This is a genomic window from Kitasatospora sp. NPDC053308, from assembly GCF_055585785.1.
The window spans coordinates 122,530-147,205 of sequence record NZ_JBVJJY010000018.1 but is presented as its reverse complement, the minus strand read 5'-3'; the positions used below and the strand labels follow the sequence as shown (position 1 = coordinate 147,205).

Below are 24,676 nucleotides of genomic sequence, written 5' to 3'. Positions count from 1 at the left end.
GCCGACAAATCCCAAACAGGACAGTCGAGACGTCAGTCAGGCGGAGGGTCAGACCCACCGGCAACATCACCACGTCACATCCTCACTGTCAGGCGGAGTGGAACGTGGGGTGCAGGCGCCGGGTGTGGTCCAGGACGCGGACCGGCCCCTCCAGCCGGACGGTCGCGGCGAGCCGGATGTCGGTGCTGGAGGCGGCCACGCGCAGCTCCAACTCCCCCGGCTCGACGATCCGTCGCCCGTCGCGGCCGGTGAAGGACGCGAGGTCCGCCGGGACACCGATCCGGAGCCGGGCCTGCGCGCCCGCGGGGAGCGTGATCCGCCGGTAGCCGATCAGCCGCTGCACCGGCTGGACCACGCTGGCGACCGGATCGTGCAGGTAGAGCTGGACGGTCTCGCTGCCGGTCCGGCCGCCGGTGTTGCGCAGGGTGAAGGCGAGGCCGACCGCCCCGTCGGTCGTGGTGACGGCCCGCTCCACCTCCAGGTCGGTCCAGGCGAACGTCGTGTAGCCGATGCCGTGCCCGAACCCGAAGGCGGGGGTGGGGTCGGTGCTGGACACCTCGCTCGGGCCGGCCAGCCGGGCGGCGAGGTAGGTGGAGGGCTGGACGCCCGGGCGGGCCGGGATGCTGACGGGCAGCCGGCCCGACGGGTCGATCCGTCCGCTGAGCACGGCGGCGACCGCCTCGGTGCCGGCCTCGCCGGGGAAGAAGGCCTGTACCAGCGCCGCCGCCTCGGTGGCCGCGCGCCCCAGCGCGTAGGGGCGGCCGGCCAGCAGCACCGGCACCACCGGTCTGCCGGTGTCCAGCAGGGCGTCGAGCAACTGCTGCTGAACGCCCGGCAGTTGCAGGGACTCGGCGTCGCAGCCCTCGCCGCTGGTACCGCGCCCGAACAGGCCGGCCCGGTCGCCGAGGGCGACGATCACCACATCGGCGCGCCGCGCCGCCTCGACGGCCTCGGCGAAGCCGGAGGTGTCGGACCCGTCGATGCTCGCCCCGGCCACCGTCCGGATCTCGCTTCCGGGAAACTCCACCGCCAACGCCTGCCGCAGCGTGGGCAGTTCGATGCCGAGCGGGACATCGGGGTGCTGACTGCCGACGTGCACGGGGAAGGAGTAGCAGCCGAGCACCGACGTCGGCGTGTCGGCGTTGGGGCCGATCAGCGCGATCCGGCGGGGGTGGCGCAGCGGCAGCGTGCCGTCGTTGCGCAGCAGCACCACGGCCTGCTCGGCGATCTCCCGGGCCAGGGCGCGGTTCTCCGGGCCGTCCAGGTCGACCGAGCCGCGGAGCCTCGCCGGGTCGTCGAGCGGGCGGCCGGAGAGCGCCGCCGGTACGGCGTCCCAGTCCTCGTCCAGCAGGCCGAGTTGGGCCTTCTGCACCAGCACCCGGCGCAGCGCGCGGTCGACCAGCGCCTCGGGCACCGTGCCGTCCTCGACGGCGCGCAGCAGCGGCTCGCCGAAGGTCTTGACGGTCGGCAGCTCCACGTCCACGCCGCTGGCCAGGGCGAGGGCCGCCGCCTCGGCCCAGTCCCCGGCCACGCCGTGCAGCAGCTTGAGGAAGGCGACGCCGAAGTAGTCGGCGACGACCGTCCCCTCGAAGCCCCAGGTGTCCCGCAGCAGCCCGGTGAGCAGCGCCTCGTCGGCGGCCGAGGGGACGCCGTCGGTGTCGGTGTAGGCGTGCATGACGGAGCGGGGGCGGCCCTCGCGCACCGCCATCTCGAAGGGCGGGAGGATCACGTCGGCGCGTTCGCGGGCGCCCATGCCCACGGGGGCGAGGTTGCGTCCGGCGCGCGAGGCGGAGTAGCCGGCGAAGTGCTTGAGCGTGGCCACGATGCCCGCGGACTCAAGGCCCTGGACGTAGGCGGTGGCCACCGTGCCGACCAGGTAGGGGTCCTCGCCGATGGTCTCCTCGACCCGGCCCCAGCGGGCGTCGCGGACGACGTCGAGGACCGGGGCGAGGCCCTGGTGGACGCCGACCGCGCGCAGGTCGCGGCCGATGGCCGCGGCCATCCGCCGGATCAGGTCCGGATCGAAGGTGGCGCCCCAGGAGAGCGGCACCGGGTAGGCGGTGGCGCCCCAGGCGGCGAACCCGGCCAGGCACTCCTCGTGGGCGAGGGCGGGGATGCCGAACCGGTTGGCGGCGGCGATGCGCTGCTGGCTGCGGGCGAGCGAGAGCGCGCCCAGCGCCGGATCGACCGGTGCCGTGCCGAAGGGCCGGGTCAACTGGCCCAGTCCGGAGGGGAGCAGGTCGTCGAGGTCGGGTGCCTCCTCCAGGTCGTGCTGGTGCGGGGCGACGTCGCCGCCCTCGTCGGAGGCGCCGACCCAGACCCCGACGAGCTGGGCCAGCTTCTCCGGCAGCGTCATCTCGGCGATCAGGGCCTGCGCGCGTTCCTCGGGGCTGAGCGCGCGGTCGCGCCAGCGGTCGGTCGGTTCGGCGGACGGGGCGGCGAGGTTCATGTGGCCGGTCACTTTCCTCCGACGCCCATCAGGCCCTGGACCAAGGCACGTCGGGCGAACAGGTAGACGACGAAGACGGGGAGCATCGACAGCACGACGGCGCTCAGCAGGCCGGGCACGTCGACGCCGTGCTCGGTCTGGAAGTCGTACAGGCCGAGGGTGATGACCTTGGTGCCCTCCGACTGGGTGAGGATCAGCGGGAACAGGAAGCCGTTCCACGCCTGCAGGGCCGCGAAGACCACCACGGACGACAGGCCGCCCTTCGACAGCGGCAGCACCAGCTGCCAGAAGACCCGCCACGGCGAGGCGCCGTCCATGGCCATGGCCTCGTACAGCTCCGCGGAGATGTCCCGCATGGCCCCGGTGAGGACCAGCGTGCACACCGGCAGGCAGAACGCCGCGGTGGGCAGGATGACGCCGATCAGGTGGTCGTAGAGGCCGGCCTTGCTGATGACGTAGAACATCGGCACGATCACGGCCTGCGCCGGGATCGCCAGCCCCAGCAGGAAGATCCGGAAGACCGTGCCGATGGTCCTGCCCTGGGCCCGCACGATGGCGTAGGCGAGCGGGGGCACCACGAGCAGCACGATGGCGACCACGCTCACGGTGACCACGAGCGTGTTGAGGAAGTCCCGGCCGAAGCCGTTGGAGAAGTCGTCGAGGTAGTTCTGCAGGGTCAGCTCGGAGGGGAAGGTGAGCGGGCCCTGCGAGGAGTAGTCGGAGCGGGTCCGGAACGTGGAGATCAGCAGGACGTACAGGGGGAAGCCCACCACGGCCAGCCAGACCAGCGAGCCGAGCCCGGCGAGGTGGTTGGGGCGCCGGCGCATCACAGTCCCTCCGTGGTGCTGCGCATCCGGTCGTAGCCCGACAGGCGCACGACCGCGAGCGAGATCAGTGTGGCGGCCACCACCAGGACCAGGGCGATCGCCGAGCCCGCGCCGAAGTCGAAGCCCTTGAAGGCCTGTTGGTACATGTAGTAGGCGCTGTTGGTGGTGTCGGTGCCGGGACCGCCCTGGGTGAGGATGAGGACGGTGTCGAAGGTGGTGAGTCCGCCGACCACCATCAGGATCATCGAGGTGATGGCGGTGTTGCGCAGCTGCGGCAGGGTGATGTGGAGGAACTGCCGCACCTTGCCCGCGCCGTCGATCGACGCGGCCTGGTAGAGCACCTGCGGGATCGCCCGGGCGCCTCCCTGGTAGAGCAGGGCGTGCATGGGGGTCCACTGCCACATGCCGACGAAGGTGAGCACCGCGATGGCGCCGCCCTGACTGCCCATCAGGTTGCCGTCGCCGAAGAGCCAGTCCAGCTCCGAGGGGACGCCGAAGTTGGGATCCAGGATGGCGCGCCAGACCACCGAGACCGCGGTCGCGGACAGCAGCAGCGGGACGAAGAAGATCGCCGACAGCACGGCGCGGTTGCGTTGGTGACCGGCCGCCCACACGCCCAGCAGGATGCTCACCGGGGTCTGCACGACCACCCCGGCCGCGGTCAGCACCAGGGTCAGCCCGACGCTCTGCGTCATCACCGGGTCGTGCAGCAGCTTGGTCCAGTTGGCGAGGCCGTTGAACCGGGGGGCCTCGACGCCGTTCCAGCTGGTGAAGGAGAGCACCGCCACCAGCACCAGCGGCACGATCGCGAACAGCAGGAAGAACACCGTCGCGGGCACCGCCCAGACGAGGCCCGGACGGGTCACCCCGACGCCGGTCCGGCCCGCCGCCCGGGGGCGGGGAACCGGACCGGCGCCCCGCCGACGGCGGCCGGAGGCGGACACGAAGGAGGAAGCACTCATGGCGGTTCCCCTCAGGAAGCGGGCAGGGCCTGCATGGCCTTGACGAAGCCGTCCGCGTCGAGCTTGCCGTCGAAGAACTGCTGGACGGCGGTGTGGATCGGCGTGTTGGCGGCCGGCGGGTACGCCTGGTCCCAGGACAGCTGGAACGAGGGGGCGGCCTTGACCAGGTCGTACTGGTACTTCGAGTAGTCGGGGTTCGCGGCGGTGCCGAGGAACTGCTCGGTGTTGGTGGTGGTCGGCAGGTTGCCGATCGCCAGCTGCGCCTTCACGAACTCGTCGGAGTACATGAGCTTCAGGAAGGCGGCCGCCGCCTCGGGGTGCTTGCTCTTCTTCAGCACCGAGTAGAAGTTGTTGGTGTTGCCGACCACGTTGGCCGGGTCGCCCTTGCCGCCGGGGACGCCGGGGAACGCGCCGTACCCGAGGTTGCCCTTGGCGAAGTCGGGGTTGGCGTCCTGCTGGGTGGCGTACTCCCAGGAGCCCATCAGCTCGAAGGCGGCCTTGCCCTTGGCGAGCAGGGCCGGGGAGCCGCCGTCGGTGAACTTGACCGAGTCGAAGTTCGAGCCGAAGGCACCGGCGTCGACCAGCTGCTTGAGCATGCCCAGGGCCTTCTTCGCGTCCGCGCTCTCCCAGGCGCTCTTGTCGCCGGACAGCGCCTTCTGGAACAGCTCGGGGCCCGCGACGCGGTCGAAGACGTACTCGTACCACATCAGGGTCGGCCACTGGTCGCCACCGCCCAGGGCGAACGGGGTGACGCCCTTGGCCTTGAGCACCCGGACGGCGTCGAGCAGGTCGTCCCAGGTCTTCGGGACGCTCAGGCCCGCGTCGGCCAGCACCTTCTTGTTGTGGAACAGCAGCACGGGCTGGGTGCCGCGCATCGGGATGCCGTAGGCCTTGCCGTCGATCACCGCGGTGTTGAACACCGAGGGCAGGAAGTTGCCCTTCAGCCCCGGGTCCGCGGCGATCATGTCGTCCAAGGGGAGCAACAGGCCGGACTTCACGTAGGGCTGGATGCTGCCGCCACCCCAGTTGAAGAAGACGTCCGGCGCCTGCGGGGTGTTGATGACGGTGTTCAGCTTCGCCTGGTAGTCCGCCCCGGGGATGGTGTCCAGGACGGCCTTGACCTTCGAGGTCTTGTTGAAGGTCTCGACCAGTTGCTTCTCGACCTTGTTGCTGGCGTCCCCGTAGACCAGCACGTGGATCGTGCCGGAGTCCCCGCCGGCGGAGGATCCTCCACTGCCGCAGGCGGTCATCCCCACCAGGGCCACGGCCAGACCGAGCGCACCGACTAACGCGCGTCGCTTCATCAGCAGTCTCCTAAAGTTTCGATCCGCTTCTCGAAATCCACGCTGAGCCGGACGCTAGGTTGCGAACACGTTTCGGGTCAATCCCCCGTACCGAGGGTTACTGAAGCGTGATGCGTCAACTGCCCTGCGCCGCACGTGGCCTATGCTGCGTCCATGGACAAGGGCGATGAACTGGGGCGGGTGACGCTGGCCGACATCGCGCGTGAGGCCGAGGTCTCCGTTTCGACGGTTTCGAAGGTTCTCAACGGCCGCACCGACGTCTCGGCGCCCACCCGCGTCCGCGTCGAGCGGATCCTGCGCGCCCACGACTACCGGCGCGCCGCGCGCAGCAGCGCCGAAGCGCCCCTCGTCGAGATCGTCTTCCACGAGCTCGACAGCCTCTGGGCGATGGAACTCCTGCGCGGCGTCGAGGCCGTGGCCGGGGAACACGGGGCCGCGATGGTGGTCACCCGCAGCGGCTCACGCCACGCGCCGGGGCCGGAGTGGATCGAGGCGGTGCTGCGTCGGCGCCCCCTCGGGGTGGTCCTCGTGTTCTCCAGCCTGCCGCCCGAGCTGAAACGCCAACTGCGCGCGCGGTCCATCCCGTTCGTGATCATCGACCCGGCCGGCAACCCCGATCCCGACGTGCCCTCGGTGGGCTCGGCGAACTGGGCCGGCGGTCTCGCCGCCACCCGGCACCTGATCGACCTCGGCCACCGGCGCATCGCGATCGTCACCGGCCCCGCGGACACCCTCTGCTCGCTGGCCCGACTGGACGGCTACCGCTCCGCGATGTCCATGGCCGGCCTGGCGGTCGACCCGGCCCTGACCGCCTTCGGCGACTTCCACGCGGAGGGCGGATTCGCCCGCGCCAAAAGGCTGTTGGAGCTCCCGAAACCGCCCACCGCGATCTTCGCCGGCAGTGACCTGCAGGCGCTCGGCGTCATGGAGGCCGCCCGGGTCTGCGGCCTGCGCGTACCGGAGGACCTGTCCGTGGTCGGCTACGACGACCTGGACATCGCCCAGTGGAGCAGCCCCGCGCTGACCACCGTCCGCCAACCGCTGCGCGAGATGGGCGAACAGGCGACCCGCCTGATCCTCGCCCTGCGCACCGGGGAGGCCCCGGCGACCCCGACCCGGGTCGAACTCTCGACCACCCTGGTGGTGCGCTCCAGCACCGTGCCGCCCGGCCGGCGCTGAGCCGGGCACGGTCCGACCCGGACGTTCCCCGGCTACCGCTCTCGAAACTTTCGTAGCAGGGGCTTGGATGCCGGATCCGGCCCCGGACCCCTTGCGACCGCCGCGAGCAGGGCCGATGCCGGCCCAGCGTCCCGATTCACCGGTGCGAGAGCGGGCGAACCCTGTCGAAGTTCCGACCGAAAGCGTTGACAGCCTCTCCGACCCGGGCCAACACTGTCGCCGTCGACAAGTCCGAACTACGGCTCCGGATCGGGGCCGTGTTCGCCAGCCGACGCCGGGTCAGCGGCGCCGGTGACCGGTCGATTCCGTGCACCGCCTTCGCGACGCCGTCAGGCTCCTCCTGACGACGCGCATCGCCTTGCCTCAGGGTCCGGCCGGACATGTCGGTCAGGACGCGCCTGCGCGTGGATTGTGAGCGCTCACAGGCGTGTCGACAGGTCAGGACGGCCCCTCCCGGGCGAGCGCCGGCCCCCACCGGCGCGGAGGCCACTCCCACCCGAAGGAGCACGATCTGTGATGTCATGGCTCACTCAAAAAAAGCGCCCGCGCAGGATCCTGACGGCAGCCGCGTGCCTCGCCGTCAGCTCGGTCACGGTCATCACCGCGAGCCCCGCCGCCCACGGCGCCGGGGCGACCACGCTGGGTGCGGCGGCGGCCGGCAGTGGCCGCTACTTCGGCACCGCGGTGGCCGCGGGCCGCCTCGGCGACTCGACCTACTCCACCATCCTCGACCGGGAGTTCGGCACCATCACCCCGGAGAACGAGATGAAGTGGGACAGCACCGAACCGTCCCGGGGGTCGTTCAACTTCGGCCCCGCCGACGCGATCGTCAACCACGCCGCCGCCCACGGCCAGAAGCTGCGCGGCCACACCCTGGTCTGGCACTCCCAACTGCCCGGCTGGGTCAAGTCCGTCAACGACGCCAACACGCTGCGCGGCGTGATGGACAACCACATCACCCAGGAGGCCACCCACTACAAGGGCAAGATCTACGCCTGGGACGTGGTCAACGAGGCCTTCGCCGACGACGGCAGCGGCCGCCACCGCGGCTCGGTCTTCCAGGACGTGCTCGGCGACGGCTTCATCGAGGAGGCCTTCCGCACCGCGCGCACCGCCGACCCCTCCGCCAAGCTCTGCTACAACGACTACAACATCGAGAACTGGTCCGACGCCAAGACCCAGGGCGTCTACCGCATGGTCAAGGACTTCAAGTCCCGCGGCGTGCCGATCGACTGCGTCGGCTTCCAGAGCCACTTCGGCGCCGGCGGCGCCCCGGCGAGCTTCCGCACCACGCTCGCCAACTTCGCCGCGCTCGGCGTGGACGTCCAGCTCACCGAACTCGACATCGCCCAGGCCCCCGCCAACGCCTACGCCGACACCGTCAAGGCCTGCCTCGACACCCCCCGCTGCACCGGCATCACCGTCTGGGGCATCCGCGACAGCGACTCCTGGCGCACCGGTGAGAACCCACTGCTGTTCGACGGCAACGGCACCAAGAAGGCCGCCTACGGCGCAGTGCTCAGCACCCTGAACGGCACCGGCAGCGGCGGCACCCCGAGCGGGGACATCGTCTCGGGCGCCGTCTACACGCTCTCCGGCGCGGCCACCGGACGCGTCCTCGACGAGCCCGCCGGCCAGAACGGCAACGGCACCCCGCTCCAGGTCTGGGACGCCAACGGCAGCGCCGCCAACCAGCAGTGGCGCGCCGACCGCAACGGTGACGGCAGCTACACCCTGACCAACCTCGCCAGTGGCCGGGTCCTGGACCAGCCGGGCAACCAGACGGGCAATGGGACGAGGATGCAGGTCTGGGACGCCAACGGCGGTGCCAACCAGCACTGGAAGGCCGCCCGCAACGGCGACGGCTCCTACACCCTGACCAACGTCGCCAGCGGCCGCGCCCTGGAGACCCCCGGCGGCCAGACCGCCAACGGCACCCCCCTCCAGATCTGGGACGCCACCGGCGGCGCCAACCAGCACTGGAGCTTCAAGTGAGCCGCCCGCGGGTGTCCCGCACGCGGCCGTCCGCGCTGCTCACCGCCGTGCTGGCGGCCGTGGCGGCGCTGGCGGCGATGCTCGCCGCCGGCCCGGCGGCTCAGGCGGCCACCAGCGGTGCCCTGCGCGGTGTCGGCTCCGGCCGGTGCCTGGACGTGCAGAACGCCGGCCAGAGCGACGGCGCGTCCCTGCAGATCTACGACTGCTCGAACGGGGCCAACCAGCTGTGGACGGCCACCTCCGCCAACCAGCTGACCGTCTACGGCAACAAGTGCCTGGACGTCCCCGGCCACGCCACCACGGCCGGCACCCGGGTGCAGATCTGGACCTGCAGTGGCGGCACCAACCAGCAGTGGCGGGTGAACGCCGACGGCACGGTGGTCGGCGTGGAGTCCGGGCTGTGCCTGGACGTCACGGGCGCCGGCACCGCCAACGGCACGGCGGTGCAGATCTGGACGTGCAACGGCGGCGGCAACCAGAAGTGGACCGGCCTGTCCTCCACTCCGCCGGGCGGCACCTGCGCCCTGCCGTCGACCTACCGCTGGTCCTCGACGGGCGCCCTGGCGCAACCGGCCAACGGCTGGGCGTCACTCAAGGACTTCACCGACGTGGTCTACAACGGCAAGCACCTGGTCTACGCGTCGAACGTGTCCGGCTCCTCCTACGGCTCGATGGCCTTCGCCCCCTTCACCGACTGGTCGGACATGGCCTCCGCCCCCCAGACCGGGATGAACGACAGGGCGGTGGCACCGACCCTGTTCTACTTCGCCCCCAAGAAGATCTGGGTGCTCGCCTACCAGTGGGGCCCGTGGCCGTTCAGCTACCGCACCTCCAGCGACCCGACCAACCCCAACGGCTGGTCCGCGCCGCAGCCGCTGTTCACCGGCAGCATCCCGGGCTCCGGCACCGGCCCGATCGACCAGACCCTGATCGGCGACGACCAGAACATGTACCTGTTCTTCGCCGGTGACAACGGCAGCATCTACCGCGCGAGCATGCCGATCGGGAACTTCCCCGGCACCTTCGGCTCCGCGTACACCACGGTCATGACCGACGACGTCAAGAACCTCTTCGAGGCCCCGCAGGTCTACAAGGTCAAGGACCGGAACCAGTACCTGATGATCGTCGAGGCCCGGGGCGCGACCGAGCAGCGCTACTTCCGCTCCTTCACCGCCACCAGCCTCAACGGCCCCTGGACCCCGCAGGCCGCCACCGAGAACAACCCGTTCGCCGGCAAGGCCAACAGCGGTGCCGGCTGGACCAACGACATCAGCCACGGCGACCTCGTCCGCGACAACCCCGACCAGACGATGACCATCGACCCCTGCCACCTCCAGCTCCTCTACCAGGGCAAGTCCCCCACCGCGACCGGCCCCTACGACCAGCTCCCCTGGCGCCCGGGCCTCCTCACCCTCCAGCGCTGAGCCGCCCCTGATCCACCCCGGGGACCCCGACCGTCGCTCCGGCCGGGGTCCCCTCCCCCTCCGGCCTGCCGGCCCACCGAGGCCGCCCCCACTCGATCGAACCGTTTCAACCGGACGACGGCAGCTCCGCCGTCCGCTGCCCTGACCTCCTGTCCACCCACAGGAAAGGAAGAGCACGTGAAACGCAGGTCCACCTTCTCGCCGCCACGGTCCGCGGTGGCCGTCCTCGCCACCGCCCTCCTGCCCCTGTCGTCGGGGCGGGAGTCGCGCGACCGGTTCGTCAGGAACGACGGCTGCACCCCGCAGAACCCGCCGGAGCCGGCGCCCGGCAGCCTGACCCACGTCGTGACCGCCTACTCCGGGTGCAAGTCCGGCTATCCGGTGGTCTGGGCCGCGTTCGACGGGGCGGGCCACGACCCAGGCCCGATCGACGGGTGCACCTGCGACGGCTGGCGCACCTGGACATCCGGCGAGGCGTGGAAGTCCTTCAGCCGGTTCGGTTCCGGCACCCCCACCCCCACGCCCGGCGGCGACCAGGAGGTCGTGGGCCGGGCGTCGGGCCGCTGCGTGGACGTCCCCGGCTCCGCCACGACCAACGGCACCCAGGTCCAACTCTGGGACTGTCACGGCGGAGCCAACCAGCGGTGGACCGCCACGACGGGCAGGCAGCTCGTGGTCTACGGCGACACGTGCCTGGACGCCTCGGCCGGGGGCACCGGCAACGGCACCGCCGTGGTGATCTGGGACTACAACGGCCGGGCCAACCAGCAGTGGAACGTCAACTCCGACGGCACGATCACCGGAGTGCAGTCGGGCCTGTGCCTGGACGCGGCCGGCACGGGCACGGCGAACGGGACGAGGATCCAGCTGTGGGCCTGCTCGGGGGCGGGCAACCAGCAGTGGAGTCTGCGCAGCTGAACAACCAGTGGGAGCGCTCCCACTGTGCGGGATGCCCCCGGGTCGGTCAAGGGGTGTGAAGCGTCGAACACCTTGGCCGAGGAATCCGCGCAACTCCCCTTTTCCTGGGCGGGAGTTGGCGCTACCGTCGGTCCCCACCAGTGGGAGCGATTCCGTCAGTCGGCGCGCCGGGAGCGGCGCGTCCTCGCTGCGAGGAGTCGCTCATGCGACACCCCCCACGTCTCTCGGCGCTGCTCGGCGGCGCGGTCCTCACCCTGGCGAGCGCCCTGTCCGCCGTGTCCGCCGCGGCGGGCGCGGATGCCGCGGCACCCGCCGCCTGCTCGGTGGTCTACACCATGGTCAACCAATGGGCCGGCGGCTTCCAGGCCTCCGTGGCCGTGACCAACAACGGCGCGCCCACCACCGGTTGGCGCCTCGGCTTCACCTTCGCCGGCGGCCAGCGCCTCACCCAGGGCTGGAACGCCACCTGGTCCCAGTCCGGCACCACCGTCACGGCCGTGAACGAGAGTTGGAACGCCTCACTCGGCACCGGCGCCGGCGTCACCCTCGGCCTCATCGCCGCCTGGTCCGGCAGCAACCCCGCGCCGGGCGACTTCACCCTCAACGGCCTTGCCTGCGCGGCTGGTTCCTCCACCACTCCGACGCCCACCCCCACTCCGACGACCTCCCCGACCACACCGGCCCCGACCGGGACACCCACCGGGCCGCCCACCGGCGCACCCGAACTCAGCGTCAGCGGCAACCGGCTGACCGACCCGAGCGGCACCACCCGCCGCCTGCTCGGCGTCAACCGCTCCGGCGGCGAGTTCATGTGCGTCCAGGGCCACGGCATCTTCGACGGCCCGGTGGACGACACCGCCGTCCGCGCCATCGCGGACTGGCAGGCCAACGCCGTCCGCATCACGCTCAACGAGGAGTGCTGGCTCGGCCTGGACAACATCCGGCCCGAGTACCGGGGCACCGCGTACGTCGACGCCGTCAAGGCGCTGGTGGGCCGGGTCCTCGCGCACGGAATGACCCCCGTGGTCGAACTCCACTGGACGTACGGGCAGTACACCGGCCCTTCGGCGGGCTGCTCGGACGTGCACGCCTCCTGCCAGAAGCCGATGCCCGACGCCCAGTACGCCCCGGCCTTCTGGACCTCGGTGGCGAACACCTTCAAGGACGACCGTCGCGTGGTCTTCGACCTGTTCAACGAGCCCTACCCGGACCGGGCCACCGCCACCGCCACCGCCGACCAGGCCTGGGCCTGCTGGCGCGACGGCGGCACCTGCCCGGGCATCGGCTACGAGGTGGCCGGCATGCAGGCCCTGGTGGACGCCGTCCGGGCCACCGGCTCCCGCAACGTCGTCCTCGTCCCCGGCATCGCCTACGCGAACGACCTGAGCGGCTGGCTCGCCCACGCGCCGACGGATCCGAGCGGCGGGCTCGCGGCTGCCTGGCACGGGTACAACTTCAACTCCTGTGCCGACGAGAGCTGCTGGGCCTCCACCTTGGCCCCGGTCGCCGCCCGGGTCCCGCTCGTGGCAGGCGAGATCGGCGAGAACACCTGCGGACACGCGTTCGTCGACCGGGTCATGACCTGGTCCGACGACCACGGGCTCTCCTACCTGGGCTGGACCTGGAACACCTGGGACTGCTCCTCCGGTCCTGCCCTGATCAGCGGTTACGACGGCACCCCCACCGCGTACGGCACCGGGCTGCGCGACCACCTGCGCAGTCTGAACGGACGCTGAACGACCACCGGGGACGCCGCCGGCACCGGCACGCAAGACCCACCCGACCCACCTGAACACCGGAACACCGATCCACCCGAACACCGACACGCAAGGACACCGATTCACGAAAGGGACCCGCTTCATGAGCCGCACCCCGCGCACCTCGCGCACCACGCACACCACCGACCCCACCGGCCCCGCCCTCACCCGGCTGCGCGGCAGCCGGACGGCCCTGCTCGCCGCCCTCGCCCTGATCACCGCGAGCGGCGCCACCGCCACCGTGCTGTCCGCCTCCGCGGGCGCCGCCACGGCCGGGTGCCGGGTCGACTACCAGGTCTCCAACCAGTGGAACACCGGCTTCGGCGCCAACGTCGTCGTCACCAACACCGGTGACCCGGTGGCCTCCTGGACCCTGGAGTGGAGCTTCGCCGGCGGACAGCAGGTCACCCAGGGCTGGAACGCGACCATCAGCCAGTCCGGGGCCGACGTGACCGCCCGGAGCATGTCGTACAACGGCAGCCTGGCGACCGGCGGTTCCACCTCCTTCGGCTTCAACGCCTCGTACAGCGGGGCCAACCCGGTGCCCACCGCCTTCAAGCTCAACGGCGTGCTCTGCGACGGCTCCACCCCGACACCGACCCCGACGCCGACCCCGACCGGCTCGCCCACCTCGACGCCCACCGCCACTCCCACCGGCACCCCCACCGCCACCCCCACCGGCACGCCCACCACCGCGCCCGGGGGCCGCGTCGACAACCCGTACGCCGGCGCCAAGGTCTACGTGAACCCCGAGTGGTCCGCGCACGCCGCCGCCGAGCCCGGCGGCAGCAAGGTCGCCAACCAGCCCACCGGCATCTGGATCGACCGGATCGCCGCCATCGCCGGCGCCAACGGCAAGATGGGGCTGCGCGCCCACCTCGACGAGGCGCTGCGGCAGAAGGGCAGCGGCGAACTCGTCGTCCAGCTCGTCATCTACGACCTGCCCGGCCGGGACTGCTCGGCCCTCGCCTCCAACGGCGAGCTCGGCCCGACCGAAATCGGCCGGTACAAGACGGAGTTCATCGACCCGATCGCGGCGATCCTCGCCGACCCGAAGTACGCGGGGCTGCGGATCGTCACCGCGGTGGAGATCGACTCGCTGCCGAACCTGGCCACCAACACCACGCCGCGCGCCACCGCGACGCCCGCCTGCGACGTGATGAAGGCCAACGGCAACTACATCACCGGCGTCGGCTACGCGCTCAAAAAGCTGGGCGCCGTGCCGAACGTGTACAACTACGTCGACGCGGGCCACCACGGCTGGCTGGGCTGGGACGACAACTTCGGCGCCTCCGCGGACCTGTTCAAGCAGGCCGCGACGGCCGAGGGCTCGACGCTCGCCAACGTGGCCGGCTTCATCGTCAACACCGCGAACTACAGCGCGCTGAAGGAGAACAACTTCAGCATCGACGACACCGTCAACGGCACCTCCGTGCGCCAGTCCAAGTGGGTCGACTGGAACCGGTACACCGACGAGCTGTCCTACGCGCAGGCGATGCGGGCCAAGCTGGTCTCGATCGGCTTCGACCCCAGGATCGGCATGCTGATCGACACCTCGCGCAACGGCTGGGGCGGCACCGCCCGGCCGTCCGGGCCCGGGCCGAAGACGAGCGTCGACGCGTACGTGGACGGCGGGCGCTACGACCGGCGCTTCCAGACCGGCAACTGGTGCAACCAGGCCGGCGCGGGCCTCGGGGAGCGGCCGCAGGCGGATCCGGCGGCGGGCATCGACGCCTACGTCTGGATGAAGCCCCCGGGTGAGTCGGACGGGGCGAGCAAGGAGATCCCGAACAACGACGGCAAGGGCTTCGACCGGATGTGCGACCCGACGTACACCGGCAACCCGCGGAACAACTACAGCATGTCCGGTGCGCTGCCGGACGCGCCGCTGGCCGGGGAGTGGTTCTCCGCCCAGTTCCAGCAGCTGCTGAAGAACGCCTACCCGGCGCTGTAGCGGCCGACGCCGTCGGCCGTCCGGAGGCCTCGACGCTCCGGACGGCCGACGGGTGCCCCAGGAGGAACCTCCGGCGCCCCCCGAGGAGGCCCCGTCAGGAGGCGCCGTCAGGAGGCCCGGGTCAGGCGACCACCGCCGGAAGAGCCGGTCAGGAGGCCCCCGTCAGGAGGACTTCCGCACCACCAACTCGGTCGGCAGCACCAGACGGGACGGCTCCGGACCGTCCTCGCCGGCGATCTGCCGTAGCAGGAGCCCGGCCATCGTGCGGCCCATCTCCTCGATCGGCTGGCGGACGGTGGTCAGCGGCGGGTCGAGGTGACGGGCCACCGGCGAGTCGTCGACGCCCACCAGCGCGATGTCGCCCGGCACGTCCAGGCCGCTGGCCCGCAGGACGGCGAGGGCGCCCACCGCCATCAGGTCGGAGGCGGCGAACACCGCGTCCAGGTCGGGGCAGCGCTCCAGCAGCTCGCGCATCGCCCGTCGGCCGCCGTCCTCGGTGAAGTCCCCGGTGACGACGAGGCGTTCGTCCACGGGCAGCCCGGCCGCGGCCAGCCCCTCCCGGTAGCCGTCGAGCCGCCCCCGGGCGGCGTCCATGTCGAGCGGTCCGGTGATGGTGGCGATCCGGCGCCGGCCGCGCCCGGCGAGGTGGTCCACGGCCGAGCGGCCGGCCCCCACGTTGTCGGAGTCGACGTACGCCACCGGCTCCTGCGGCGAGCGCCGCCCGTTGAGCACCGCGGGCAGGCCCAGCGCGCGCACCTGGTCCGGCAGCGGGTCGTCCCGGTGGACGGAGACCAGCAGCACGCCGTCCACCCGCTGGGCGGCGAGGTACTGCTCGAAGCGCTGCCGCTCCTGCTCGGTGCGGATCAGCGTGAGCAGCAACTGCTTGTCCGCCGCGCCCAGTTCGGCGCTCACACCGCGGATGATGTCCAGGAAGTACGGCTCCGCGAACAGCCGCGCCTCGGTCTCGGGCACGACCAGCGCGACCGCGTCGGTCCGGCTGCCGGCCAGGGCCCGGGCCGCCCGGTCGGGCACGTAACCGAGCTCCGCGACGGCCCGGGTCACCGCCTCCCTCGCCCGGTCGCTCACCCGCGCCGAACCGTTGATCACCCGTGACACCGTGCCCCGCCCGACGCCGGCCAGGGCCGCCACTTCCTCCAGGGTCGGTCTTCCGGTCTGCCGTCCGCCCACCGCCCACGCGCCTTCCGCCGCCATCGCCGGCCTTCCGCCGCTTGGCTGCGCATCCTAGATCAGCGGCACTCGGCGCCGCCACGGCCTGTCCGCGATCGGGAACGGGCTCCCGAAGTCCGACGACCGGGCGCCCGAGGGCAATTCCGCGCCTACCCTTGACACCGGATCAGCTGAGGCAGGAACCTTCCGCGTGGGATGTGGGAGCGCTCCCACGTCACGCCGTCCGCTCGTCGTCAGGAGCAGCCCGTGCCCCTTCCCCCCGACCGCCCGCTCCCTCACGCCCCGTCCCGGGACGGCGCGCCGCCCCGCTTCCCGGCCGGCTTCCTCTGGGGCTCGGCCACCTCCGCCTACCAGGTCGAGGGCGCCGCCGCCGAGGACGGCCGCACCCCCTCGATCTGGGACACCTTCTGCCGCACCCCCGGCAAGGTCTTCGAGGGCCACCACGGCGACATCGCGGTCGACCAGTACCACCGCTTCCGCGAGGACGTCCGGCTGATGGCCGAGCTCGGACTGACCGCCTACCGCTTCTCCGTCTCCTGGCCGCGCGTCCAGCCCACCGGCCGCGGCCCGGCCTCCCAACGCGGCCTGGACTTCTACCGCCGCCTCGCCGACGAACTGCTCGCCGCCGGGATCACGCCCGTCGCCACGCTCTACCACTGGGACCTCCCGCAGGAGCTGGAGACGGCCGGCGGCTGGCCCGAGCGCGCCACCGCCGAGCGCTTCGCCGAGTACGCCGCGCTGACCGGCGAGGCCCTCGGCGACCGGATCACCCGGTGGACCACCCTCAACGAACCCTGGTGCAGTGCCTTCCTCGGTTACGGCGCCGGCGTCCACGCCCCCGGCCGGACCGACCCGGTGGACGCGCTGCGGGCCGCCCACCACCTCAACCTCGGCCACGGCCTGGCCGCCACGGCGCTGCGCGGCGTGCTGCCCGCCGACGCGCAGCTGTCCGTCTCGCTCAACCTGCACGTCCTGCGCCCGCTCACCGCCTCCGAGACCGACCGGGACGCGGTGCGCCGCATCGACGCCGTCGGCAACCGGGTGTTCCTCGGCCCGATGCTGGAGGGCGCCTACCCGGAGGACCTGCTGGCCGACACGGCCCACCTCACCGACTGGGCCTTCGTCCGGGCGGGCGACGAGAAGGAGATCCACCAGCCGCTGGACTGGCTGGGCGTCAACTACTACACGCCCACCGTCGTCTCCGCGGCCGCCGAGGGCGGCACCGCCCCCCGCGAGGACGGCCACGGCGGCGGCGACGCCTCGCCCTGGCCGGGCGCGGAGCGGGTCGGCTTCCACCCGGCCCCGGGCGAACGGACCGCGATGGGCTGGCCCGTCGACCCCTCCGGCCTCCACCAGCTGCTGGCCGGCCTCGCCCGGCGGTACCCGCGGCTGCCGCTGGTGGTCACCGAGAACGGTGCCGCCTACCCCGACGAGGTGGGCGCGGACGGCACGGTCGAGGACCCGGACCGCACCGCGTACCTCCACGGCCACCTGGCGGCCGTCCACCGCGCCCTGGCCGACGGCGCCGACGTGCGCGGCTACTTCGCCTGGTCGCTGCTGGACAACTTCGAGTGGGCGTACGGCTACGTCAAGCGCTTCGGCCTGGTCCACGTCGACTACGCCACCCTGGCCCGCACCCCCAAGGCCAGCGCCCGCTGGTACGCCCGGGTGGCCCGCAGCGGCGAGCTGCATCCGCCCTCGGCAGCACCGACCGGCGGCGCCGCCCGACCCACGGAGCGCGACCACCCGTGAACCGCCCCCCGACCACGGCCGCCGGCGGCACGCTGATCATCGGCAGTGCCGCCCCGGCCGGCAGCTGCGGCGCCGGCCTGTCCACCGTCCGCTACGACGCCGCCGGCGCCATGGAGCTCATCGGCACGGTGCCCGTCGACCGGCCCTCCTACGCCGCGCTCGACCCGACGCGGCCGGTCGTGCACGCCGTCCTGGAGGAGGAGTCCGGGCAGGTCCTGTCGCTGCGGATCGACCCCGGCACCGGGCGGCTCAGCCTGCCCGCCACCACGCCCAGCGGCGGCGCCGGCCCCTGCCACCTCGCCGTCCACCCCGGCGGATCGCACCTGTTCGCGGCCCACTACGGCGACGGCGTGCTGTCCGTGCTGCCCACCGGCACCGCGGACGCGATCGCCGCCGCCGCGCCGGTGCAGACGATCCGCCACCCCGGCCGGGAGGCCTCCGGCGCGCTGCACACCACCCCGCACGCCCACATGGCCGCCCCCTCGCCGGACGGGCGCTTCCTGCTCTGCACCGACCTCGGCACCGACCGGGTCCACGTCTACGCCTTCGCCGCGGACACCGGCCGGCTCAGCGCGCACCGGACGACCGTGCTGCCGGACGGCCGGGGCCCCCGGCACCTCGTCTTCCACCCCTCGGCCGGGTACGTCTACGTCCTCAACGAGCTCTCCTCCACCCTCACCGTCTGTACCTGGGACGCGTCCTGCGGCCGCCTCGAACCCGTCGCCGAACTGGAGACGCGGCGGGATCCCGGAGCACCGAACGCCAACTACGCGGCCGCCGTCCGGGTGTCCGCGGACGGCCGCTTCCTCTACACGACCAACCGCGGCGACGACGCGATCACCGTGCGGGCCCTGCACGACGGCGGGGCGACCGTCGAGCCGGTCGAGGTCGTCCCGTGCGGCGGCTCCTGGCCCCGCGACATCGCCCTGACCCCCGACGAGCGGCTGCTGTTCTGCGCCAACCAGGACTCCGACACCCTGACGGCCTTCCACCGCGATCCCGTGTCCGGGCGCCTGACCCCCGCCGGGGAGCCCTTCGCGATCGCCGAGCCCACCTCCGTCCTGCCCGTCGGCACCTGACCGGAGCGGGGGCCCGCCGGCCCCGGCGTCGTGCCCCCGGCACGAGGCCCGCGGCGGCGCGACGCCGTGCTCTGGTCGGCCGTCAGCTCGGAGCGCCTTGCGCCCACCGGGTGGGCACCGCGTACGGTTGGCCCGCACCGACCGGCCGTGAGCTGGCGTTTCCGGTTGGATCGCGTGTGTCGTCGCCGTCGCCTGCAAGGAGCAGTCCCCTGAGTACGTCGTTCGCGGAAGCGCTGTCGATCGGTCTGCTGGCGCTGGTGCTGGTCTGTGCGGTGGTGCGGCCGTGGGGGTGGCCGGAGGCGGTGGTCGCGGTGCCGGCGGCGGGGCTGGTGATCGCCACCGGCGCGATCTCGCCGGCCCACGCGGCGGCCGAGGCCGAGCGGCTGGGGCCGGTGATCGGTTTCCTCGCGGCCGTCCTGGTGCTGGCGCAGCTCTGTGACGACGAGGGCCTGTTCCGGGCCTGCGGGGCGTGGATGGCCCGGACGTCCGCCGGGAGCCCCCGGCGGCTGCTGGCGCAGGTGTTCGTGGTCGCCTCGGTGGTCACGGCGGTGCTCAGTCTGGACGCCACCGTGGTGCTGCTGACGCCGGTGGTGTTCGTGACCGCGGCCCGCCTCGGCGCCCGGCCCAAGCCGCACGTCTACGCCTGCACCCACCTGTCCAACACGGCCTCGCTGCTGCTGCCGGTCTCCAACCTCACCAATCTGCTGGCCTTCGCCGCCAGCGGGCTGAGCTTCACCCGGTTCGCCGCGCTGATGGCGCTGCCGTGGCTGGCGGCCATCGCCGTGGAGTACGCGGTGCTGCGCCGGTTCTTCGCCGCCGACCTGGACGCGGGCGCCCCGGCCGCGGAGGAGCTGACGGCTCCGGAGATGCCGGTGTTCGCCCTCGTCACCGTCGTCTGCACGCTCGCCGGATTCGTCCTCACCTCGATCATCGGGGTGGATCCGGCCTGGGCCGCGCTGGCCGGAGCCCTCGCGCTCGCCGGGCGGGCGCTGGCGCGGCGGAGCACCACCCCGGCGGCGATCGTGCGCTCGGCCGCGGTGCCGTTCCTGGCCTTCGTGCTGGCGCTCGGCATCGTGGTGCGGGCCGTGGTCGACAACGGGCTGGCCTCCGCGCTCGGGCACCTCGTCCCGCACGGCACCTCACTGGCCGCACTGCTCGGCACGGCGGCGCTGGCGGCGGTGCTGGCGAACGTCATCAACAACCTGCCGGCCACCCTGGTGCTGCTGCCGTTGGCCGTCCCGTCCGGTGCCGGAGCGGTGCTGGCGGTGCTGCTCGGGGTGAACATCGGCCCCAACCTCACCTATGCCGGCTCGCTGGCCACCCTGCTGTGGCGGCGCATCGTCCGCGAGCACGACACCGACATCGGCCTGGGCGAGTTCACCCGGCTGGGGCTGCTCGTCGTGCCCGCCGCCCTGATCGCGGCCGTGGTGGCACTGTGGGGGTCGCTGCAGCTCTTCTGAGCGGCGGACTTCCGAGCGGGACGCCCGAGCGGGACTTCCGAGCGGGACCCGCACGCAGGACTTCCGAGCAGGCCCGCCGGGTACCAGGATCACCCGGACCATGAGGAGGATGAGCCCGTGACCGTCGTCGTCTGGATCACCGAGGGCACCTGGCCCGCCTGTGTGGACGCCGCCCGCGCGCACGCGCCGCAGGGTGCGGAGGTCGTCCTGCTCCACGTCAGCGGCCAGGAGGTGCCGGGTGTCGCGCACGGCGCGTTCGCCGGACTGCTCGGCCGCGGACACCGCGAGCGGGACCCGGGCACCCGGGTGGAGACCCTGGCGGCCGCCTCCGCCCGGCACCTCCTGGACGCCGCGGCCGAGCGCCTGGGCCGGCCGTGTGCCCGCACGGAGCGCACCGGCCGCGTCGAGCGCGAGGTCGTCGCGGCCGCCGAGGGCGCCGAGCTGCTCGTCCTCGCGCGCGACGGCGACCGCAGCCGCCTGGGGCCGCACAGCCTCGGCCCCGCGACCCGTTTCGTGGTCGACCACGCGCCCTGTCCCGTCCTGCTGGTCTGGCCGGAACCGGCGCCCGGCACCGCGACCATCCCGCCGCCGCCCGACGCGCGGTGACGGGTACGCCCGCTCAGTGCGCGACACCCTGGTCCAGGAGGGCCGGCACCGCGACCGTCCCGCGCCCGCCCGACGCGAGTGCCGAAGACGGCGACTCGGGACTCGGTGCGGGCCGAGCCCTTCGAGGCGCCCCCGGTCGGGCGCCAGGAGCAGGGGCCGCCCCGAAGGCTGGTGTCCGTCGGTAGCGCCGGTAGCCGCCAGTAGCCGTCAGTAGCCGTAGATCATCTTGTAGGCGACCTCGGGCAGGAACTGTCCGGCGCTCGACCCGGCTCCGGTGCCGCAGTTGCCGTCGGACTCGCCCGGCGCCTTGATCCACAGCAGCATCTCGGCGCCGCCGCCCCACTGGGAGGGCGTGCCGATCCGGCGTCCGGACGGGTTGCACCAGGTGCCGTCGGAGCCGTTGCCGTTGCGGCTGGTGTCGACGACGAACGGCTTGGTGAACCCCTTGATCGCGCTCAGGGCCGCGTTGACGGCGTTGCCGTACGCGGTGTTCTGCCCGGTGGAGACGAAGTTGGACACGTTCAGCGAGAAGCCGTGGGCTCCGCTCACCCCGGCGTCGATCAGGTGCCGGGCCATCGTGTCGGCGCTCAGCCAGGCGGGGTTGCCGGCGTCCAGGTACAGCCGGGTGTTCGGGGCCTTGGCGTTGAACTGCGCGATGGCGTTGCGCAGCATCGCGTTGCGCTCGGCGATCTGGGCCGACGTCATGCAGGTCTCGTCACCGAGCGAGTCGGGCTCCAGGACGACCACCGCCGGCCGGCTGCCGATGCCGTCGGCGAAGGCGGCGATCCAGGTCGCGTACGCGGCGGGGCTGCCCGCACCGCCGCCGGACTGGCCGGCGCAGATGTCCCGGTCGGGGATGTTGTAGGCGACCAGGATCGGCAGCTTGCCCTTCGCGGCGGCCGCACCGACGTAGGCACCGGTCGCCGTGCCGATGGCACCGCTCCAGTTGCCGAACCAGCGCGCCGTCGGCACGTTGGCGATCGACGACTGGATCGCGGCGGCACGGCCGTCGGAGCGGTTGGCGTTGACCCACTGCTGCGCACTGGAGTCGGGGTCCACGTAGAAGCCGTCGGTCAGGGGGACGGCCGGCGCGGCGGCGTGGGCGGTCAGCGGCTGGGCCACGGCCGCCAGGGCGGTCAGCGCGGGCGCCAGGAGCAGCGCCAGGCGGCGGATCGATCGGCTCATGGGAGGGTCCCTTCGGTGCGGGGGGTGGGGGTCGGAGGGAGCTCGTGGGGTGACGGTCGGAGCCGGCCGGCGGGGCCGACCGCCCGGTTCGAATGTTTCGATACCGTTTCCGAATGCCGTGGGCAACCTAGAACCGGGCTGACGGCCAGTCAAGACTTCCCGGAGGATCCGCTCCCGGCCCGTCGGCGGGCTAGCATCCGTGCGGGACGGACCGCCCTCGGCCGTACCAAGCAACAGCCACGACGGAGTCCGCCCAGCAGGGGCAGTGCAGGAGGAACCCGTGAACGGAGCGGCCACGCTCGCCGAGATCGCGCAGGAAGCAGGGGTCTCCGCCCCGACCGTTTCGAAAGTGCTGAACGGGCGGGCCGATGTCGCCCCGGCCACCCGGGAGCGGGTGGAGGAACTGCTGCACCGGCACGGCTACCGGCGGCGGCACGGCAACCGCAGGCCGAGCCCGCTGCTGGAGCTGGTCTTCCACGAACTGGAGAGCGCCTGGGCGGTGGAGGTGATCCGGGGCGTCGAGAACGCCGTCCGCGCGGAGGGGCTGAGCATCGTGCTCTCCGAATCCGCCGAGCGGCGCGGCCCCGGCCAGTCCTGGGTGGACGGGGTGCTCGCCCGCCGCCCCACCGGCGTGGTGCTGGTGCTCTCCGACCTGGACCGCTCACTGCGCGAACAACTCGCCCACCGGGACATCCCGTTCGTGGTGATGGACCCGGCCGGCGACCCCGGCCAGGAGGTGCCCGCCGTCGGCACCACCAACTGGGACGGCGGCCTCGCCGCCACCCGGCACCTGCTCGACCTCGGCCACCGCCGGATCGGCCTGATCGGCGGCCCCGCGCGGATGATGTGCAGCCGGGCCCGGGCCGACGGGTACCGGGCGGCGCTGGACATCGCGGGCATCCCGTACGACCCTGCGCTGGTCCGCGAGGGCGACTTCCACCACGAATCCGGACACCGGCTCGGCCTGGAGCTGCTGCGGCTGCCGGACCGGCCGACCGCCGTGTTCGCCGGGAACGACCTGCAGGCGCTCGGCCTGTACGAGGCCGCCCGGGAACGCGGGCTGCGCATCCCGGAGGACCTGAGCGTGGTCGGCTTCGACGACCTGCCGCTGGCCCGCTGGGTGGGCCCGCCGCTGACCACGGTGCGCCAGCCGCTGACCGAGATGGCCGAGGTGGCGGCCCGCCTGGTGATCGACCTGTCGCGCGGGGTGCGGCCCGGCACGCTCCGGGTGGATCTGGCGACCAGCCTGGTCGTGCGCAGCAGCACCGCCCCGCCGGCGGCCGACTCTTTCGCCGCCTCTGTCGAAAGCGTTGACAGCCCGTCATGAGCAGGCCAACACTGGGCGCCGTCGACACGTGCGAATGCCGCGGATCCGGATCCGGATCCGCGGCGCGTGTCGCCGGCCCGTTCCCGGGGCGGAGCGGTGGCGGCGGCACGCCCGGTTCCCCGTGCCCCCGTACGGTGCCGTTCGGCCTCCCCATCCGTTCACGCCGGCGGTGGCACCGGATGCCGCCCCACCCCCACCCATCGACAGAACGGATCCCCCCATGACCCCTCCCCACGCCCAGAGCCGCAGGGTCGGCCGTCTGCGTCGGATCGCCGGCCGGGCGCCCGTCCTCGTGCCGGCCCTCGCGGTCGTCCTGCTCCTGCCCGGCACCGCCGACGCCGCCACCGTGACCACCAATCAGACCGGCACCGACGGCGGATACTTCTACTCGTTCTGGACCGAGGGCCGCGGTGCGGTCTCGATGTCCCTGAACGGCGGCGGGAACTACGGCACCTCCTGGGGCAACGCGGGCAACTTCGTCGCCGGCAAGGGCTGGCGGACCGGCTCGCGCAGCCCGGTGACGTACTCGGGCACGTGGAGCACCAACGGCAACGCCTACCTGTCGCTCTACGGCTGGAGCACCAACCCGCTCGTCGAGTACTACGTGGTCGACAACTACGGCTCCTACAAGCCCACCGGCGCGTACAAGGGAACCGTCACCACCGACGGCGGCACCTACGACCTCTACGAGACGACGCGCTACAACGCCCCCTCGATCGAGGGCGTCAGGACCTTCAACCAGTACTGGAGCGTCCGCCGGGCCAAGCGGACCGGCGGGACCATCACGGTCGGGAACCACTTCGACGCCTGGGCGAGGGCCGGCATGAACCTCGGCACCATGAACTACGAGATCCTGGCGACCGAGGGCTACCAGAGCAGCGGGACCTCGAACCTCACGGTGACCTCCCCGCGCGGTTGAGCCCCACCCGCGGGCGCGCGGGGCCCTCCTCGCGCGCCCGCCGTGTGAGCGCTCACATCCAGCTCACCTGACCCCCGACATCACCGCCTCACATCACCACCTCCCGAAGGCGCCATCCGGCCACCTCCGCCTCCTCGACCAGGGCAAGCCCCGGCCCGGGTCGGGGCGGGGGCCCCCTCCTCCTGTCCGGCGGGCGGTCGGCGCGTGCCCGGCCCGGGACGGGGTCGTCGCACACGACGCACAGGGTTTCGCTATTTCGACACATAAAACTTGAGCCGCCTCCTGTCAATCCTGGCGGCGACCCGGCGGGCGGCCCTGGCGCAGCCGATCGGCGAGAGGCTGACGCGGGCCGGCGAAGACGCCCCCGCTCCGCCGGTGAGCGGAAACGGGG

At 72.7% G+C, this 24,676-nt stretch carries 17 protein-coding genes and 1 pseudogene; 12 read left to right on the top strand and 6 right to left on the bottom strand.

Annotated features, from left to right (window positions below; all coding sequences use genetic code 11):
* Nucleotides 1–88: 88 nt before the first annotated feature.
* The 4 genes from ACZ6Y7_RS30795 to ACZ6Y7_RS30780 are packed head-to-tail and all read right to left on the bottom strand — an operon-like array spanning nt 89 to nt 5,542.
* On the bottom strand, nt 89–2,449 hold the full coding sequence (locus tag ACZ6Y7_RS30795; protein WP_465761224.1) for a beta-xylosidase/alpha-l-arabinosidase: 2,361 nt from the start codon (nt 2,447–2,449) through the stop codon (nt 89–91).
* Nucleotides 2,450–2,457: 8 nt separating this feature from the next.
* Nucleotides 2,458–3,276 carry a carbohydrate ABC transporter permease gene (locus ACZ6Y7_RS30790; protein WP_465761223.1) on the bottom strand — a complete coding sequence of 273 codons (819 nt, stop codon included), beginning with the start codon at nt 3,274–3,276 and terminating at the stop codon, nt 2,458–2,460.
* Nucleotides 3,276–4,238, bottom strand: coding sequence for a carbohydrate ABC transporter permease (locus ACZ6Y7_RS30785; RefSeq protein ID WP_465761222.1), 963 nt, complete (start codon nt 4,236–4,238; stop codon nt 3,276–3,278). The genes ACZ6Y7_RS30790 and ACZ6Y7_RS30785 overlap by 1 nt, the downstream gene beginning before the upstream one ends.
* A gap of 11 nt (nt 4,239–4,249) precedes the next feature.
* Nucleotides 4,250–5,542, bottom strand: coding sequence for an ABC transporter substrate-binding protein (locus ACZ6Y7_RS30780; RefSeq protein ID WP_465761221.1), 1,293 nt, complete (start codon nt 5,540–5,542; stop codon nt 4,250–4,252).
* A gap of 153 nt (nt 5,543–5,695) precedes the next feature.
* Between ACZ6Y7_RS30780 and ACZ6Y7_RS30775 the strand changes: the two genes are divergently transcribed.
* The 6 genes and pseudogenes from ACZ6Y7_RS30775 to ACZ6Y7_RS30750 all read left to right on the top strand — a co-directional run bounded on the left by ACZ6Y7_RS30775 (nt 5,696) and on the right by ACZ6Y7_RS30750 (nt 14,769).
* Nucleotides 5,696–6,721 carry a LacI family DNA-binding transcriptional regulator gene (locus tag ACZ6Y7_RS30775; protein ID WP_465761220.1) on the top strand — a complete coding sequence of 342 codons (1,026 nt, stop codon included), beginning with the start codon at nt 5,696–5,698 and terminating at the stop codon, nt 6,719–6,721.
* Between the two features lie 516 nt (nt 6,722–7,237).
* Nucleotides 7,238–8,713: pseudogene (locus tag ACZ6Y7_RS30770) on the top strand (glycoside hydrolase family 10 protein); the annotation flags it as partial.
* An 80-nt stretch (nt 8,714–8,793) separates the two neighbouring features.
* Entirely contained in the window at nt 8,794–10,140 is a 1,347-nt protein-coding gene (locus ACZ6Y7_RS30765) for a non-reducing end alpha-L-arabinofuranosidase family hydrolase (RefSeq protein WP_465761230.1), read from the top strand.
* 177 nt (nt 10,141–10,317) lie between these two features.
* Complete coding sequence (locus ACZ6Y7_RS30760) at nt 10,318–11,058, top strand: RICIN domain-containing protein (protein WP_465761219.1); 741 nt, start codon at nt 10,318–10,320, stop codon at nt 11,056–11,058.
* Nucleotides 11,059–11,261: 203 nt separating this feature from the next.
* Complete coding sequence (locus ACZ6Y7_RS30755) at nt 11,262–12,794, top strand: cellulose binding domain-containing protein (protein WP_465761218.1); 1,533 nt, start codon at nt 11,262–11,264, stop codon at nt 12,792–12,794.
* Between the two features lie 124 nt (nt 12,795–12,918).
* Complete coding sequence (locus ACZ6Y7_RS30750; protein WP_465761217.1) at nt 12,919–14,769, top strand: glycoside hydrolase family 6 protein; 1,851 nt, start codon at nt 12,919–12,921, stop codon at nt 14,767–14,769.
* 162 nt (nt 14,770–14,931) lie between these two features.
* Here ACZ6Y7_RS30750 and ACZ6Y7_RS30745 read toward each other — a convergent pair whose 3' ends face one another.
* Complete coding sequence (locus tag ACZ6Y7_RS30745; RefSeq protein ID WP_465761216.1) at nt 14,932–15,981, bottom strand: LacI family DNA-binding transcriptional regulator; 1,050 nt, start codon at nt 15,979–15,981, stop codon at nt 14,932–14,934.
* A 171-nt stretch (nt 15,982–16,152) separates the two neighbouring features.
* On the opposite strand from ACZ6Y7_RS30745, the gene ACZ6Y7_RS30740 reads away from it, so the two are divergent.
* The 4 genes from ACZ6Y7_RS30740 to ACZ6Y7_RS30725 all read left to right on the top strand — a co-directional run bounded on the left by ACZ6Y7_RS30740 (nt 16,153) and on the right by ACZ6Y7_RS30725 (nt 20,854).
* Nucleotides 16,153–17,709, top strand: a complete 1,557-nt coding sequence (locus ACZ6Y7_RS30740; RefSeq protein ID WP_465761215.1) for a GH1 family beta-glucosidase — start codon at nt 16,153–16,155, stop codon at nt 17,707–17,709.
* Entirely contained in the window at nt 17,706–18,788 is a 1,083-nt protein-coding gene (locus tag ACZ6Y7_RS30735) for a lactonase family protein (RefSeq protein ID WP_465761214.1), read from the top strand. Before ACZ6Y7_RS30740 ends, ACZ6Y7_RS30735 begins: the two co-directional genes overlap by 4 nt.
* A gap of 209 nt (nt 18,789–18,997) precedes the next feature.
* Complete coding sequence (locus ACZ6Y7_RS30730; protein WP_465761229.1) at nt 18,998–20,248, top strand: SLC13 family permease; 1,251 nt, start codon at nt 18,998–19,000, stop codon at nt 20,246–20,248.
* Nucleotides 20,249–20,365: 117 nt separating this feature from the next.
* On the top strand, nt 20,366–20,854 hold the full coding sequence (locus ACZ6Y7_RS30725; RefSeq protein ID WP_465761213.1) for a universal stress protein: 489 nt from the start codon (nt 20,366–20,368) through the stop codon (nt 20,852–20,854).
* A gap of 207 nt (nt 20,855–21,061) precedes the next feature.
* Here the strand turns inward: ACZ6Y7_RS30725 and ACZ6Y7_RS30720 are convergent, their stop codons facing one another.
* Nucleotides 21,062–22,039 (bottom strand): glycoside hydrolase family 6 protein, encoded by a 978-nt coding sequence (locus ACZ6Y7_RS30720; RefSeq protein ID WP_465761212.1) that lies wholly within the window; start codon nt 22,037–22,039, stop codon nt 21,062–21,064.
* Between the two features lie 280 nt (nt 22,040–22,319).
* On the opposite strand from ACZ6Y7_RS30720, the gene ACZ6Y7_RS30715 reads away from it, so the two are divergent.
* The gene (locus ACZ6Y7_RS30715) at nt 22,320–23,366 is read left to right on the top strand and encodes a LacI family DNA-binding transcriptional regulator (protein ID WP_465761211.1); all 1,047 of its coding nucleotides are present in this window, start codon (nt 22,320–22,322) and stop codon (nt 23,364–23,366) included.
* A 220-nt stretch (nt 23,367–23,586) separates the two neighbouring features.
* The gene (locus tag ACZ6Y7_RS30710) at nt 23,587–24,285 is read left to right on the top strand and encodes a glycoside hydrolase family 11 protein (RefSeq protein ID WP_465761210.1); all 699 of its coding nucleotides are present in this window, start codon (nt 23,587–23,589) and stop codon (nt 24,283–24,285) included.
* Nucleotides 24,286–24,676 lie beyond the last annotated feature (391 nt).

Coding starts and splice junctions, on each gene's coding strand:
- ACZ6Y7_RS30795 (WP_465761224.1), bottom strand. CDS start 2,449: ATGAACCTCGCCGCCCCGTCCGCCGAACCGACCGACCGCTGGCGCGAC.
- ACZ6Y7_RS30790 (WP_465761223.1), bottom strand. CDS start 3,276: ATGCGCCGGCGCCCCAACCACCTCGCCGGGCTCGGCTCGCTGGTCTGG.
- ACZ6Y7_RS30785 (WP_465761222.1), bottom strand. CDS start 4,238: ATGAGTGCTTCCTCCTTCGTGTCCGCCTCCGGCCGCCGTCGGCGGGGC.
- ACZ6Y7_RS30780 (WP_465761221.1), bottom strand. CDS start 5,542: ATGAAGCGACGCGCGTTAGTCGGTGCGCTCGGTCTGGCCGTGGCCCTG.
- ACZ6Y7_RS30775 (WP_465761220.1), top strand. CDS start 5,696: ATGGACAAGGGCGATGAACTGGGGCGGGTGACGCTGGCCGACATCGCG.
- ACZ6Y7_RS30765 (WP_465761230.1), top strand. CDS start 8,794: ATGCTCGCCGCCGGCCCGGCGGCTCAGGCGGCCACCAGCGGTGCCCTG.
- ACZ6Y7_RS30755 (WP_465761218.1), top strand. CDS start 11,262: ATGCGACACCCCCCACGTCTCTCGGCGCTGCTCGGCGGCGCGGTCCTC.
- ACZ6Y7_RS30750 (WP_465761217.1), top strand. CDS start 12,919: ATGAGCCGCACCCCGCGCACCTCGCGCACCACGCACACCACCGACCCC.
- ACZ6Y7_RS30745 (WP_465761216.1), bottom strand. CDS start 15,981: ATGGCGGCGGAAGGCGCGTGGGCGGTGGGCGGACGGCAGACCGGAAGA.
- ACZ6Y7_RS30740 (WP_465761215.1), top strand. CDS start 16,153: ATGTGGGAGCGCTCCCACGTCACGCCGTCCGCTCGTCGTCAGGAGCAG.
- ACZ6Y7_RS30720 (WP_465761212.1), bottom strand. CDS start 22,039: ATGAGCCGATCGATCCGCCGCCTGGCGCTGCTCCTGGCGCCCGCGCTG.
- ACZ6Y7_RS30710 (WP_465761210.1), top strand. CDS start 23,587: ATGACCCCTCCCCACGCCCAGAGCCGCAGGGTCGGCCGTCTGCGTCGG.